Source organism: uncultured Shewanella sp. (genome assembly GCF_947501225.1).
Classification (GTDB): Bacteria; Pseudomonadota; Gammaproteobacteria; order Enterobacterales; family Shewanellaceae; genus Shewanella.
In genome coordinates, this window is the sequence record NZ_CANMUW010000016.1 from 40,260 (window position 1) to 55,252 (window position 14,993).

General features: G+C 49.9%; 13 protein-coding genes. 9 read left to right on the plus strand and 4 right to left on the minus strand.

Features of this window, described 5'->3' with window-relative positions:
• Positions 1-289 precede the first annotated feature (289 nt).
• Positions 290-2,407, minus strand: coding sequence for an ATP-binding protein (locus Q1B47_RS18200; RefSeq protein ID WP_299796864.1), 2,118 nt, complete (start codon positions 2,405-2,407; stop codon positions 290-292).
• 1 nt (position 2,408) lies between these two features.
• Positions 2,409-3,839, minus strand: a complete 1,431-nt coding sequence (locus Q1B47_RS18205; protein ID WP_299796867.1) for a sigma-54 dependent transcriptional regulator — start codon at positions 3,837-3,839, stop codon at positions 2,409-2,411.
• Positions 3,840-4,065: 226 nt separating this feature from the next.
• Here Q1B47_RS18205 and Q1B47_RS18210 point away from each other — a divergent pair, with 226 nt between their 5' ends.
• The 8 genes from Q1B47_RS18210 (at position 4,066) to mutM (ending at position 11,363) form a co-directional block, all read left to right on the plus strand.
• Positions 4,066-4,878, plus strand: a complete 813-nt coding sequence (locus tag Q1B47_RS18210) for a substrate-binding domain-containing protein (RefSeq protein ID WP_299796870.1) — start codon at positions 4,066-4,068, stop codon at positions 4,876-4,878.
• A 94-nt stretch (positions 4,879-4,972) separates the two neighbouring features.
• Positions 4,973-5,680: an ABC transporter permease gene (locus tag Q1B47_RS18215; RefSeq protein WP_299796873.1), complete on the plus strand. Its 708-nt coding sequence runs from the start codon at positions 4,973-4,975 to the stop codon at positions 5,678-5,680.
• Between the two features lie 3 nt (positions 5,681-5,683).
• On the plus strand, positions 5,684-6,403 hold the full coding sequence (locus Q1B47_RS18220) for an energy-coupling factor ABC transporter ATP-binding protein (RefSeq protein ID WP_299796876.1): 720 nt from the start codon (positions 5,684-5,686) through the stop codon (positions 6,401-6,403).
• On the plus strand, positions 6,387-6,977 hold the full coding sequence (gene mobA / locus Q1B47_RS18225) for a molybdenum cofactor guanylyltransferase MobA (RefSeq protein ID WP_299796879.1): 591 nt from the start codon (positions 6,387-6,389) through the stop codon (positions 6,975-6,977). Before Q1B47_RS18220 ends, mobA begins: the two co-directional genes overlap by 17 nt.
• 14 nt (positions 6,978-6,991) lie before the next feature.
• The gene (locus tag Q1B47_RS18230; protein WP_299796882.1) at positions 6,992-8,797 is read left to right on the plus strand and encodes a bifunctional molybdopterin-guanine dinucleotide biosynthesis adaptor protein MobB/molybdopterin molybdotransferase MoeA; all 1,806 of its coding nucleotides are present in this window, start codon (positions 6,992-6,994) and stop codon (positions 8,795-8,797) included.
• Positions 8,798-8,874: 77 nt separating this feature from the next.
• Positions 8,875-9,861 carry a GTP 3',8-cyclase MoaA gene (moaA, locus tag Q1B47_RS18235; protein ID WP_299796885.1) on the plus strand — a complete coding sequence of 329 codons (987 nt, stop codon included), beginning with the start codon at positions 8,875-8,877 and terminating at the stop codon, positions 9,859-9,861.
• A gap of 166 nt (positions 9,862-10,027) precedes the next feature.
• On the plus strand, positions 10,028-10,510 hold the full coding sequence (locus tag Q1B47_RS18240) for a hypothetical protein (RefSeq protein WP_299796888.1): 483 nt from the start codon (positions 10,028-10,030) through the stop codon (positions 10,508-10,510).
• Between the two features lie 37 nt (positions 10,511-10,547).
• Entirely contained in the window at positions 10,548-11,363 is an 816-nt protein-coding gene (gene mutM, locus Q1B47_RS18245; RefSeq protein ID WP_299796891.1) for a bifunctional DNA-formamidopyrimidine glycosylase/DNA-(apurinic or apyrimidinic site) lyase, read from the plus strand.
• A gap of 81 nt (positions 11,364-11,444) precedes the next feature.
• Here the strand turns inward: mutM and Q1B47_RS18250 are convergent, their stop codons facing one another.
• Together Q1B47_RS18250 and coaD are read right to left on the minus strand one after the other, a co-directional pair.
• Entirely contained in the window at positions 11,445-12,938 is a 1,494-nt protein-coding gene (locus Q1B47_RS18250; protein WP_299796894.1) for a capsule assembly Wzi family protein, read from the minus strand.
• Between the two features lie 14 nt (positions 12,939-12,952).
• Positions 12,953-13,429 (minus strand): pantetheine-phosphate adenylyltransferase, encoded by a 477-nt coding sequence (gene coaD / locus Q1B47_RS18255; protein ID WP_299796897.1) that lies wholly within the window; start codon positions 13,427-13,429, stop codon positions 12,953-12,955.
• A gap of 354 nt (positions 13,430-13,783) precedes the next feature.
• Between coaD and Q1B47_RS18260 the strand changes: the two genes are divergently transcribed.
• A complete protein-coding gene (locus Q1B47_RS18260; RefSeq protein ID WP_299796900.1) occupies positions 13,784-14,911 on the plus strand; it encodes a glycosyltransferase family 9 protein in 1,128 nt (375 codons plus the stop codon).
• Positions 14,912-14,993 lie beyond the last annotated feature (82 nt).

Genomic DNA, 14,993 nt, shown 5'->3' on the forward strand with positions numbered 1-14,993 from the left:
CGAAAGTAACGAAAAAGGCTTGCGCACCCAAATGATAATGATTACTATTTATGTGCGTTCCAAGGAACTTACTCTATTTCGGGTTAAGCACTTCATCTCTGCTTAACCCACTCTCTGACTTTAAGAGTAAAGTAGAATGGGTTTGCAAAGCACGACATTGCTCACACACACTTTTTTTGCCGGGATTATCTCCCGGCATTTTTTTACCCGATTTTCACCTTTTCCATCAAGCTGGCAGATATCCGCTATTCACAGCCAAGGTTTCGTCACCAATGGAGAGCTCACTGGCTCAGTGACCGTTAAAGTGTAGCCCCTCATATGGTGTATCAACTTGATCTTCCTTCGCCTTATGATACAAGCCTATGGTAAACAGTGTGCCCTTTCCAACGGTTGAGCTGACCTCTATGGTTCCGCCAATACGCTTGATAATTCCGTAGCTCAGAGACAAGCCTAAGCCGGTACCATCTGCTCTGGTAGTATAGAAAGGATCGAAGATACGACTCAATTGCTCCTGTGGTATACCCTTACCTTCATCTTCAATTTCAATTTTAACCCCTATGGGTTCACCTCTTTGCACCCAGTCATAGGTACGGATCCAGATCCTCCCCTCTTCATCCATGGCGTGAGCCGCGTTAACCACCAGATTGATCAAGACCTGCAATAGCTGGGGACGATTTACCTCTATCGGATAACTGGCATTCAACTCCTGATGCAAGACAACCTCTTGCTCCTGAATCGAGTGGCGCACCAGTACCAACATCTCTTCGATAATCGGTGTTAACTGATGCATCTCCAGCGGCGCATTGAACTCACCGGGGCGACTATACTGTAACAGGCTTCGAATGATGGTACTGATCCTTCCCACCTGCTTGATAACGAGATCTATCTCCTCTTCAACGACCCCTGCTTGTTCACCCAGCTCAAACTTCATCAGCTCCATATTGCCCAGGATAACCGCTGTCGGATTATTGATCTCATGAGCGATACCAGCCGTGAGCTCACCAAGTGCGGTAAGCTTTTCGTTAGTCACCAACTGCTGTCTGGTTTCATTAAGCAGAGCAACGTTATTTTGAAGCTCCACCGTTTTCTCCTGCAGACTTCGCGTACGCTCTTCAACCTTCACCTCAAGCTGTTCTGCTGCGGCCTGGATCTGCGTATTTCGTCGCTGTAACAGATCCAACATACGGTCGAATTGCTCCGCTAAGTTAGATAGCTCATTGTCACGCTCCAGGCCCAGAGAGCCGATACGCAGATTGCGTCCCGATTGAACCGCCTTAACCACATGGTGAATACGTTCGATAGGCTGAAGCAGGCTATAAGCTCCGCGATAAACCAACAAACCAGACACGAGCAGAACCAACATAAGAATGGTTCCTAACTCGATAATATTCAGCAGGTAGTTATGAATAAAAGGAGATTCAGAGAAGCCTGTGTAGATCATGCCTATTCGCTTCCCCTTAACATCTTCCAGGGGCGCATAAGCTGAAATAAACCAATCATTAAACACAAATGCCCTATCGACCCATAGCAGGCCCTGGGAAAAGACTTTCTGCTTTACCTCTTCAGACACCAGGCTTCCCAGCGCACGTCCCTCGGCTTCTCCCCCCTTAGGGAAAAAGTTCAGGGGAACGTTGGTGCTGATCCTCGTATTGTCGAGAAAGATAGTTACCGTACCAATTGAGCGTTCCGGCAGCGTCCCTTTGTCATAGACCAGATCTCTGATGTGATCGACGATGCGAATATCCCGGTTAAACAATATGCCGCCATCTAAGTACCAGGCGATCTTCCCCTGAGCATCGGGCACAGGCAAGAGACTTCGGCTGAGTAGACCTCTATCCTCTACTGTCTTGGTAGGCTTTTGGGATCTGGGTGTTTCTACCAGAGGAATGCTTGCGGTTTTAACCATCTCCGGATCGATTAGAGCCAAGCGATTCGGTTCTAATACCATCAACCCCGAGTATGCAGAATTACCTTTAACTTTCTGAAGCATAACCCGAAGATCGGGATCGGCGGCAGCCTCGGAAACACTCACAAGTCGCAGGAAGTCTAAATTAAGCTCCTCCTTCTTAGAGTCCAGCAGATGATCGATCTGTTTTCTGTAGCTATTCTGGGCACTGTCAAACAGGCGAAAATCATTCTGAAACTCCCACGATTCCATCACGAGTTCCAGCTGCTTCTCCTGGCTTTTCTGCACCGAGATAAGCGTATTGTTTGCAACAGTAAGGTCAGCCTTAACCTTCATAAACAACTGCTTGCCCGTATAGCTGATATTCCAATAGATGGTAATAAACACTAAACTGACTAAGGTAAGCAGGATCGGCAGCAGGGTTAAGATTAAGATTCGATAGCGAACCTTAGCCTGCATCTGCTGCCAATTGATACCAAATATCCGAGGAAAAAAAGACACCTTAACTCTCCTCTTGTTTATCGGTATCGAACCACTCTTTATACTTCCTGTCCAAGGTTTTCCGCGAAACCCCCAGATCTCTGGCAGCAGCAGACTTGTTACCATTATGCAGATCGACAACCTGGGTAACATGATGTTTTTCAACTTCTTTCAGCCCCCAGTCTAACGGATAACCCGACTCGTTAGGCATCTCTGTTTTTGGTTGCATCTTCCAATATTCGGCTGGAGGCTTACCCAATAAGATGCAACGCTCGATCATATTTCTAAGTTCACGAATATTACCCGGCCACTCATGCTGCTGTAATTTCAACATATCTTCATGACTCCAAACCACCTCTTTAACTCCGAGTTCTGAAGCCAGCTGTCTGGTAAAATGGTGCGTTAATTCAACGACATCCTCTGGACGTTCTCTCAGCGGAGGGATGACGATATCCAATACATTTAAGCGATAATAGAGATCCCGCCTGAAGTTGCCCTCTTCCACCTCTTCGGCAAGTTTTCGGTTCGTAGCGGCCAAAACCCGGACATCAATATTCGTCTCCTTCTCACTACCTACAGGACGAATCGTTCTCTGTTCGAGTACCCTAAGCAGCGCGGTCTGCATCTTAAGGGGCATCTCGCCTATCTCATCGAGGAAGATAGTACCGCCGGAAGCGAAACTAAACAGGCCTTCACGGTTCCCCTTAGCACCGGTAAAGGCGCCGGCTGCATGACCGAAGAGTTCACTCTCGAGCAGTTCCGGAGCGATGGCACCACAATTGACCGGAACAAAGGGCCCCTGCCGACCGCTGAGCAGGTGAAGCTGCCTCGCAACCAGCTCCTTGCCGGTTCCCGACTCACCCTCAATTAAGATCACCGCATTCGTAGGTGCAACACGTTCGATGACATGTTTCACCTCTTGCATCGCATCGCTGCTGCCTATGATGGTAGAGGACTGACCGATCGAAACTTCACGACGCAGCATCAGGTTTTCACGCTTGAGCAAACGACGCTCTATGCAGCGATCCACCGCCTTCATCATCTGCTCAAGATGAAAAGGCTTCATAATAAAGTCTGAAGCGCCGGCTCTCAGGGCCTTAATGGCAACGTCCATATCGGCATAGCCTGTCATGAAGATGATGTCTGAGCGTCTCTCCTGATCATTTAACGCTTCATGCCACTCGATACCTGAGCGACCGGGCAGACGAATATCCACAACCAGCAGATCGAAATGACATCGGCTTCGCAGCTGCTCCGCATCTTCAACACTTGAGGCGGTCTCGACTAATGCAAACTTCTTCGACAGCGCCTTTTTCAGGAAACTACGCATACCGGGCTCATCATCTACAATAAGCACTGAAACGGCGGAAGGAAGGGGCTTTAACTCTTTTTTATTTTGGCTCATATTGTCTTCTTTAGGACATTTTGACTCATTTAATGGTGATTCTAGCATCATAGTCTAGAAAATAGGTCACTGTGAGCCAAAGAATGCGTGCTATGGGACAAAATGTCTGTATGCAGGAATCAAACCTTGCGACAAGGATCACACTCCGGAGTGATTTGAGACCTCGGCACAGGCGGACAGGTTTTGGCATCAAACTTGCTAAATAGACTGGCAGAACATGTAGAAGATTGGTTTTGGCAAAGAATCTTCATAATTTAATCGCCAAGGAGCAAGAATGTTAAACCTTAAATCTATCCTCAGCTTTGCATTAGCCGCGACTCTAGTCACAGGTATGCCGGCACAAGCCGAAGAGATTATTAAGTTAGCCACAACAACGAGCACTGAAAACTCGGGTCTGTTGAAAAACTTACTACCAAAATTTGAAGCCCAAAGCGGTTACAAGGTTCAGGTCATTGCAACCGGTACCGGCAAGGCGCTTAAACTTGCACGACAAGGCGATGTTGATGTCATCATGACACACGCTCCGGCAGCAGAGGCTAAGTTTGTCGATGAGGGCTATGGCCTGCTACCTCGTGGCATAATGGAAAACGATTTTGTGATCTTAGGCCCTAAAAATGACCCGGCTAAGATCCGTAGCAGTAAGACAGTCGAAGAGGCATTTGCTAAAATAGCCGAATCTGGTGCCACCTTTGTCTCTCGTGGAGACAACTCCGGCACTAACATGAAAGAGATGATCATCTGGAACAAGGCTAAGATCGACACCTCTTTTGCTGGTTATAAGTCTGTTGGCCAGGGAATGGGTAAAACCCTGTTGATGGCAAACGAACTTCAAGCTTACACGCTTTCTGATCGTGGTACCTTCGTGGCGTACAAGGCGAAGCTGGACATGGCTATCGACTTTGATGGTGGCAAGGCATTAGCTAACCCATACCAGATCATGCTGATTAACCCTGCAAAATACCCGGAACTTAACCACAAGGGTGCCCGTGCCCTTAGTGACTGGTTGATTGGTGCCGAGGCTCAGGGCATGATCAATAGTTATAAAGTTCAGGGTGAGCAACTATTTAAGGCAACCTATAGCGAATGACTCTAAGATTCTGGTTAGGCAGTTTTTTATCATGCTATACAGCGTACAGATCTAATGGTCTGGGTATGCTGTTTTCTGAATCGGGCTATCACAGATGAATGAAGGCTGGTTAGCCCTTTTACAGCAGGCCTTAGGCCTGCTGTTTTCCTTGGACCCGGACGTATGGTCCATCGTGTCTGTCTCTTTTTCTGTATCCTTTGCGGCACTGGGAATCACCTTGCTGCCATCTATGGTATTGGGATTTCTGCTGGCTTTTGGCCGCTTTCCGGGTCGCTGGTTTGTCACCAACCTGATTCAAACCCTCCAGTCGATACCCACCGTCGTCATTGGACTTCTGGTCTATCTGATGTTGACCCGCATGGGCCCGCTGGGTGATCTGAGGTGGCTATTTACCCAAAAAGGTATGATCTTAGGCCAGATGATGATCTGTGCTCCAGTGTTGATCGCAATGAGTCAGGCAGCCTTTACCAGCGTCGACCGCAGAGCATGGGAGACATCGCGAACGCTCGGTGCCTCCTGGTTCAGGGCCATCTGGACAGTTTGCAGAGAATTGAAAGTCCCGCTACTCATGGCGATCGTGGCCGGATTCAGCCGCATTCTTACTGAGGTGGGTTGCTCTATGATGGTCGGTGGAAACATTGCAGATGTGACCCGAAACATACCAACCGCAATAGCACTCGAGACCAGCAAGGGTGATTTTGCTCAGGCAATAGCACTGGGTCTTGTTCTGCTCATATTATCTCTCGTTCTTAACTTTACTCTAGGAACGCTCAGAGGCAGAGCTGAGCCGAGGAGCCATTAAGAGATGGTAAAATTAATCGCGAACAACCTCGAGATGAAGTTTGGTGAGAGGCATATTTTCAGCGTCGACAGGCTGCAGCTGTCTCAGGGGCAAACGATACACCTTCAGGGTGACAACGGTTGCGGCAAAACCACCCTGATGAAACTGCTTGCCGGTCTTTTGTCTCCCACCAGAGGTTCGATTACCACAGAAGGCTTCGAGCCACTGCCCTGGTGGCGCTCCAATGCACTGCTGGGCAAAGCCGTCTATCTGCACCAACACCCCTATCTGTTCGATGGCAGCGTCGAATATAACCTGAGCTATCCACACCCGTTTTGTGATCTGACAAAACAGCAACTGAGTGAGCGAACTCAGGCCGCTATCGAGATGGCAGAATTAACGCACCTCAAGACTCAGGCCGCATCAAGCCTATCCGGGGGAGAGAAACAACGACTCGCTATCGCCAGAGCCTGGATAATGCAGCCAAAGCTATTGATGTTAGATGAACCAACATCCAATATGGACAGGTTTTCTCAAGACTTAGTGCTGGCCATGATCTCCGATCTGCAGCGGCTCGGAACGGGGATGTTAATCAGCAGTCACCAGTCCTGCGTACTCACAAGCTTGTGCAATCAAACCTGGATGATCGAAAATCAACATATAATGTCATCTTACACGGCGGACAATATTCCCGACTCTGCCCCAATAAATCTACAGGAACCAAGATATGTCATTGCAAATTGATGCGGTAATTTTAGCCGGAGGCATGGCCAGGCGCATGGGGGGAAATGACAAAGGTTTAGTCGAACTCCAGGCGCAGCCTATGATAAAGCACGCCATAGATCGCATTAAGCCACAAGTTAGAGAGATCCTGATCAACGCAAACCGTAACCAAACCAGTTATGCTGAGTTCGGTTATAAAGTTATCAGTGACGAAGACTCAGGTTATCTGGGGCCATTGGCCGGAATGATAACAGCGATGGGCCAAACACAGGCCAACTACCTCCTGGTGGTTCCCTGTGATTGTCCACTTTTACCGACAGACCTTGTCGAGCGCATGCTCTCCCAGATAGAGAAAGAAGGTGCCGATCTTGCGGTGGCAAGTGACGGCGTGCGCGAACAACCTGTAGTACTACTTTTGAAACCGGAACTAAGAGACTCGATGAAGGCTTTCTTAGATGCCGGAGAACGTAAAATCGACTTTTGGTATGCGAAGCATAACTGCGCGGTGGCTGATTTTTCAGATCAACCAAACGCCTTTGTTAATGTGAATACACCAGAACAAAAACAACAACTTTCTGAGGCAATTGCCAAATAAAAATCGAGGTTTAAATGAGCATCCCTTTTACCAATCCGTTAACTATCCCTGTTCTCGGATTTTGTGCCTATAGCGGCACAGGAAAGACCACGCTGTTAAAGAAGCTGATCCCCGAATTAAATAGCAGGGGGGTGAAACTGGCAGTCATAAAGCATGCTCATCATAACTTCGATGTGGATATTCCCGGTAAAGACAGTTACGAAATGCGTAAGGCGGGTGCTCGTCAGATGCTGGTAGCCTCGCATGTCAGATGGGCATTGATGACGGAAGATCCCCTTGATGATGATCCTAAGCTGCCTCATCTGCTGCAGCAGATTGAACAGGACAAGGTCGATATCGTATTGGTAGAGGGCTTCAAAAAACTTGAGCTGCCGAAAATTGAACTTCATCGGGCCGCCCATGACAAACCTTTCATCCATACCCACGACGACAACATACAGGCAATCGCCTGCTGTGATGATACCCAACTTCCGGGCGATTTAAGACGCCTGGATATCAATGATGTCGCGCAAATTGCCGACTTTGTTGTTGAATACGCTGAAAACTGGCGGCCTTCGAGTGTTAACCTGCCGCTCGCACCTGCCCCCGAGTGTGGCTGCGAAGTCGATACCAGTAAGACGCTGTCGGTAAGGCAGGGCATAGATAAGATCTTATCCTACGTGACCCCAATCACCGACAGTGAGGCCCTCCCTCTCGATGAGCTCAATAGCCGGGTACTCGCCGAAGATGCGATATCTCCGGTCAATGTGCCTCAACAGACCAACTCGGCCATGGACGGATACGCATTCAAGTATTCGAGCCCTATGTTATCAGACTATAAGATCGTCGCCGACGTCATGGCGGGTCATCAATACTCGGAACTGCTACAGGAGGGCGAAGCGGTACGTATCATGACCGGGGCGACGGTACCGGCAGGTGCCGACACAGTTCAGATGAAGGAGTTGGCCAAGGAGCAGGAGGGCCGGGTCAGCTTTCAGGGCGATATCACTCTTGGGCAACATATCAGGCTGGCAGGCGAAGACATCGCACAAGGCCATACGGCGCTGGCAGCCAAAACACGACTTCAGGCACCGGAGCAGGGGCTGTTGGCTTCACTCGGTTTTGGCAAACTACCGGTATTCAAACGCCCCAGGGTCGCCGTGTTCTCAACCGGTGATGAGGTATGTCAACCGGGAGAGCCGCTACAACCAAACTGCATCTACGACTCAAACCGCTTCACCATAAAATCTATGGTCAGAAAGCTGGGTTGTGAAGTGATAGATCTGGGGATCATTCACGACTCAGAGGATGCACTCGCCGAGGCGCTGAGCCAGGCCGCGGTCGATGCAGATGTCGTAATAAGCTCCGGCGGCGTATCCGTCGGCGACGCCGACTTTATCAAGCTGGCACTGGAACGAGTGGGTCAGATTAACTTCTGGCGCATCAATATGCGACCGGGACGACCGCTGGCCTTCGGTCAGATTGGCGATAGCCTCTTCTTCGGCTTACCCGGTAATCCGGTTGCCGTTATGGTCTCCTTTATGCAGTTTGTACAGCCGGCACTGAGAAAACTTGCCGGAGAAAACGAGTGGGCACCGACCATGGTACCTGCTATCACAGATACACACCTGCGTAGCCGCGTTGGACGTACAGAGTTTACCCGTGGCATCTATCACTTAGGCGCCGATGGCAAGCTTCATGTCACATCGACCGGCGCACAAGGTTCAGGGATGTTGAGTTCTATGGTTAAGGGCAACTGCCTCATCGTCATCAGCGAGAAAGACGATCAGCTAAGCCCTGGTGATACCGTTTATATTCAACCATTTGCCGATCTACTGTAATTGGTAATCTCTGTTTAACTGTTTTCTGTAACGGCTCAGACAGCTGAGTCGTTACGGTGTTTTTATAGGTACCTTGTATGAGTTTGATCGTCGATACCTTCGGACGTAAGGTTGAATATCTACGCCTTTCCGTTACCGACAGATGTGATTTTCGTTGTGTCTACTGCATGAGCGAAGATCCCTGCTTTCTAAATCGTGAACAAGTACTCAGCTTAGAGGAGCTGGCCTGGGTCGGTCAGGCATTCACCGAGCTGGGTGTAAAGAAGATACGCCTCACAGGCGGTGAACCTTTGGTACGTACTGACTGCGACCAGCTGGTGAAACTGCTTGGTGATCTGCCCGGTTTATCTGAGCTATCCATGACCACAAATGGCTCCCGCCTCACCAAGTTTGCCCAAACGATGCGTGCCTCAGGCCTGGCAAGACTAAACATCAGCCTGGATACCCTAAAGCCTGAGCTCTTCACCGAGCTTACCCGTAACGGCAAGCTGGAGCGTGTCATCGAAGGGATCGATGCCGCTAAAGCCGCAGGATTTAAGCGCATCAAGATCAATGCGGTGATCCTCAGGGGACAAAATGATGATGAGGTGCTGGATCTGATAGAATTTTGCCGTGACAGAGAGCTGGATATCGCCTTCATCGAAGAGATGCCACTCGGGGTTATCGATGAACGTAAGAAGAGTCGCCACTGCAGCAGCGATGAGGTCAAGGCTATTATCTCTGAGCGTTATGAGCTTAGTGTTTCGAGCAAGCGTACCGGCGGGCCGGCACGTTACTACACCATGCCGGGTAGCCCTATCCATGTAGGCTTCATCTCCCCCCACAGCAACAACTTCTGTCATGAGTGCAACCGGGTGCGGGTTACCGTCGAAGGCCGCTTGCTACTCTGCCTGGGCAACGAGCACTCGGTGGATCTCAAGGCCATCGTCAGAGAGTTTCCCGGCGATATTGAGAAGCTTAAAACGGCCATTCTGGAGGCCATCAAGCTTAAACCTAAAGAGCATGAGTTCGGGCCCCAGGGCGATGTGCAGATCCTGCGCTTCATGAATGCGACAGGCGGATAGCCTCAAACAAGTTCCTGTCAGACACAAGGGTTGAAAGCATATTGTTTTCAACCTTTACTCCCTACAACGCCTCACTTTCCAGTAACGCCTCTGCCACTCGCTGCTTTATTCCTCTTACCTTATACTGCATGATAGACTGCACTCAAATACGCTGAAACCCGATACCATGGCTCTATCACGAAGAAAGTGGAACAATGTAATCATTATCGCGTCAGTACTGATGATCACCATACTCACCCTACTGGATGACAAAACATCCCAGCTGCCCGATGATGCTCATCCGCTCTTCGATGACGTTTCATCTCTGGCCCAACTACAGATGAACGAACTCTGGCTCAACAGGGGCAGCAGCAACTGGCAGTGTCACCCAAAGGTTCTTAACTGTCAGGCATGGGGCGAGGCCTGGAGCAAGATACAGCTGTCGCCGCTACCCGATCAGCAGGGGTTGATTGAAAGTGACACTGCCTCGCGCCCCAAAGAGCTGCTCATAGTGATCGCCAGCAATGAACAGGCACAGCCATGGAGCTGGTATGAAAAACTGGGGTTACTGAAATCCCCGGCAAATAACTGGTATCTTATCCCCCCCAGCCAGAGGGAGGCGCTGTCACCGGTCATCAAAATCGGTACCACAAAAAACAGCGGCTCTTAACTGGTCAAAGCCTTAACCCAATTACCCGAGAACAGATATGCCTGAACTGCCCGAAGTAGAAGTTACCCGTCAGGGAGTCACCCCTCACCTAATCGATCAACAGGTGACGGCCTTGACTGTGCGTAACGCCAGCCTTCGGTGGCCGGTGCCCGATATCGCACAGCAGATAGTCGGACAGACCATACGCAATATCCGCCGAAGGGCCAAGTATCTGCTTATCGACACCGATGCCGGCACGACAATCGTACATCTGGGCATGTCGGGGAGTCTCAGGGTCGTGTGTGGCAGTACCCCCGTCGAGAAGCATGACCATATCGACTTGGCGCTTGCCAACGGCAAGGTGTTGAGGTTTAACGACCCCCGCCGATTCGGTGCCTGGCTATGGTGCGAGCTGCCTGAAGAGGCTCACCCCCTGCTGTCAAAGCTCGGACCGGAACCCCTTAAAGATGAATTTAATCCGGCCTATCTGGAGCAGGTGTTAAAGAGTAAGAGGAGAGCCATAAAGCTCTGCCTGATGGATAATAATATTGTCGTGGGAGTAGGTAACATCTATGCCAACGAAGCTCTGTTTGCGGCAGGTATCCACCCCGAAACGGAGGCAGATAAGGTCGATATCGAGAGGTTGACCGTGCTGGTTACCGAGGTGAAACAGATCCTGGCAAACGCCATCAGGCAGGGGGGAACCACATTGAAGGATTTCACCAATGCCGAGGGCAAGCCGGGATACTTTGCCCAGAAGCTTCATGTCTATGGCCGCGGTGGAGAAGCCTGTACTCAGTGCGGTAATCTGCTCAGCGAGATCAAACTGGGGCAGAGGGCCACGGTATTTTGTGGCCTATGTCAGACTAAATGACAAAGAAGGACGTTCACAGGCTCACTACGAGCGTGCAGCGAGCCGTGCCTGGAACCCAGCTCCTGGATTCCAGGTTCCTCTTTAAAAACGATACTCGTAAGTACCGAACAGGGTCGCATCGGTTTGTTTCTCTTCGACCTCAAATTCAGACTGAGATACAGTGCCACCGACACTCATCATCCCTTTCCAGATGGGCATACGGTAGCTCAGCTCCAGCATCAGCAGGTCCTCTTTGGCGGGCTGCGGAGCCCAGCCATGGGCCGGACTGGAACCATCTTTGTTCAGCTGTGCGTACCGTAACAACGAAGTGATGCCGCGACTATCTGCAAACTGGCCAATCAAACCAAGTACATAGACTTTAGCATCGCTCTCATAGGTGCTGCCATATGTCTTACCGTAGTAACGCGAACCACTCCTGTAGGTCGTTTGGTGCTCATACATGCAGTTGAACACGGTAGGGTCCTCACCACAGAATACCATGGTATCTGTCATCTCAAAGAACAGTTTATATTGCTGATTGTCGAAATTGAAACGGGTGTCGATTCCCCCCATACTGGCACAATCTACGATATCCAGGGGAGAGGAGCCCTTGGCATCCTCACAGGTTCTCTCGTAATAGACACCGAACGGCACATTAAACCAGGTATCGCTGAAACGGATATCGTAACCCGCCATCTGATTGCCATAGTTGGTACAGCCAGCCTCGCCCGCGCCGCGACAATCACGCTGGCCGGTTATAGACTTAAGTGCGCTCTCCCAGGAGCACTCCTCACCTTCACCGCAGAACTGGGTACTCCAGGAGAAGCCAATCTCGAGCTGTCTGAAGGGGCGCAGCGAACTACGGAAATTCCACAGCAGCGGATTGGCGACCGCACGCTCCTCCTCTAACCGACTGATCCCCGCAGTCAGGGTCCATGGCCCGAGCCAGGATAACCAGGGGGTTTCAAATGCCGCCGCATTATTGCGGCTGACCATCACCGAGGGCAGCGGCCGTGCATTGTTTGAACGGTGCAGTGACGAGTCAAACCCGGGTCCCCACCACTGCTCTATTGCGCCAGCGCTGAAGATCCAGTTACCTAAGATGGCTGCTATATAGGAGTCATCGAGTCTGAACTCTTTATCATCACTGGGATCATAATTAGCGGAGGCCGAGGCCCTAAAGGCAAAGCGATCCCCCATATACTCATAGGACGCTTGCAGCTCCCCCTGCTCGCTGTAGTCGGAACCAAAATGCTGAAAGCGAGCCGCATCGGTTGCCGCCGCCGCTTTTATTCTGGTATTGCCGCGATTCTCGACCGCATTTCGGTAATAGTAGTTCACCCGGGCAAAAGCTTGCGCTATGGAGGGGGTTAAAACCGAAGGCTCGACCCTGCTCAAGTCCGCACCGATGCCTGACCACATCAGCGGATAGGTATTGACGGGAACCGTGATCACACCTTCATCGGCCAGAGCCTGAATATCGGCCCTCAAGTAGATATCCGAGGTATCCACCCAGGGGGCGGATACAGAGATAAAGGAGGTAAATAAGCAGAGTATTGCAAAAGCCCGCACAGATGACTTTCCCTTTTCCATCATTATGTCTATCACTCTCAAACGTTTGCCATCAGTGCTTTCGCGACTTCCGGGTGAACAAACTGGCTGACATCACCACCGTGATGTGCGACCTCTTTCACCAGAGTCGATGAGATAAAGGAGTTCTCTTCTGCCGGTGTCAAAAACACGCTCTCAAGCTCTGAGCTTAAACGGCGATTCATATTCGCCAGTTGAAACTCATACTCAAAATCAGAAACGGCTCTCAGGCCGCGAACCAGCACACTGGCATTCTGCTCCTTTGCAAAATCCACCAGCAAACCACTGAATCCCACGACTTCGACGTTATCTAAGTGAGATGTAACAATTTGAAGCAACTTGACACGCTCCTCCAAAGTGAATCTGGGCTGCTTGGAGGGGTTGGCAGCAATTCCAATCACCACATGCTTAAATAGCTTGGCCGCCCGCTCGATGAGATCGGCGTGACCATTGGTGACAGGGTCGAAAGTTCCGGGATAGATGGCTCTAGTGTGCATTTGTATTTAATCCTAAGATAATCAGAGTCTAAGCTCAGAATTTATCCGGTATTGAAATTATTTCGATATGTACAGCGGCGAACATTTTAGCTATTTTTTCATCGAGATCACAGGAATAAACCAGCCGAACTGACATTCTTCAATCTCAGCAGAATTGTATCACACTCATATTTGGAAGTTTGTTGTTCCGAAGCAGGCCAGCGGTTCAGATCAAATAATCAGCCACAACTCAACTTAAGCGCAACATCAGCCACCATTAAAGGTCACATATAGCCACTGCCCCACACACTATACTGTTTATTCTCAATGCCAAATGAATTATATTGCAATCAAAGAAATCTCTGATAGCCACTCATGTCAACGACTATACCGATAATCCCTCAGCCAATACTTCAGCAAGCTAAGCGTCTTCTGTTTATATCTCCGCTGGCATTAGGGGACTTTCTCTACATAAAGACCTTTCTCATAGCCCTTAAAGCTAAACAGCCAGGCCTGGAGATCGACCTGTGGCTGGACGATAATCGCAACAATCAGGATAGTTGGAGACTCTCCCGCAGCAAGATCATGAAGCAGTGGATCGAGAGTGAGCCGGCTTTCAATCATACTTATGGCTGCTGTTCCTCAAAGGAGGAGCAGGAGAAACTGATAGCGAGTGCAAAAGAACGTAACTATGACATCATAGTCACCGAACCCACCTCAAAGAGTGAAAGGTTTGCCTCTATCGCACGTCAGATTAACTCGGATGGCTATCTGGTTTGTGGTGTGGAGAAGAAGAGGTTTGCAGGCCTGCTCAATAACTGGTTCTATCGTGGTGCAGATAAAACATACTCACTCGATGTCGGTAAGCTGAAAGCCCAGCATCATATTACCGATCGCTATCACCTGCTCATAGACAGCCTGTTCGGCATCGACATAGACAAGGCTCAGTTTATGCCGGATATGACGATCCCACAGGCATTCAATCAAGCAACCGCCAGCTGGATAGCAAACAATTTCAAAGCCAATGATAGCCAGGGAAAGCTGATTTTCCTCAACCACCTATCGACTAACAGCAAGAGAGACTGGCGGCTGGAACAACTTTTCGGCCTCATCGAACAGCTACACGCTCAGGCATCAGAGAGTCGCTTTGTCATCAACGTCACCCCCGATCATGTAGACAGCATACGCTCAAAGATAGCCGACGACCCTAAACTTGCCGCCATGAATATAGCCGTGTTTACCGTTGGTGACCATTTCTTCGAACTTCCCGCATTAATTGCTGCATCGGATATCGTTATAACGGTAGAAACGGCGATCATGCATTTTGCAACGGCCATGAAGCGCCCTCTCATTGCGATGATGAGACAGAAAAAGCCATACTGGGCACCACCTGTGACTCCTACGGCGCAGGTTTTATATGCAGAGAAAGGCAGAGGACATGTCAGCGACATCGATGTAGAGGATGTCCTGAAATGCTACGCTCAGATGAAAAACAGTATTTAACTGTACTGGCGAATATTCGGCAGCAATAGTTATTGGCGCCAAATAGCCCGCCGATATTCACCAGTACTTTTTACCTCAATCG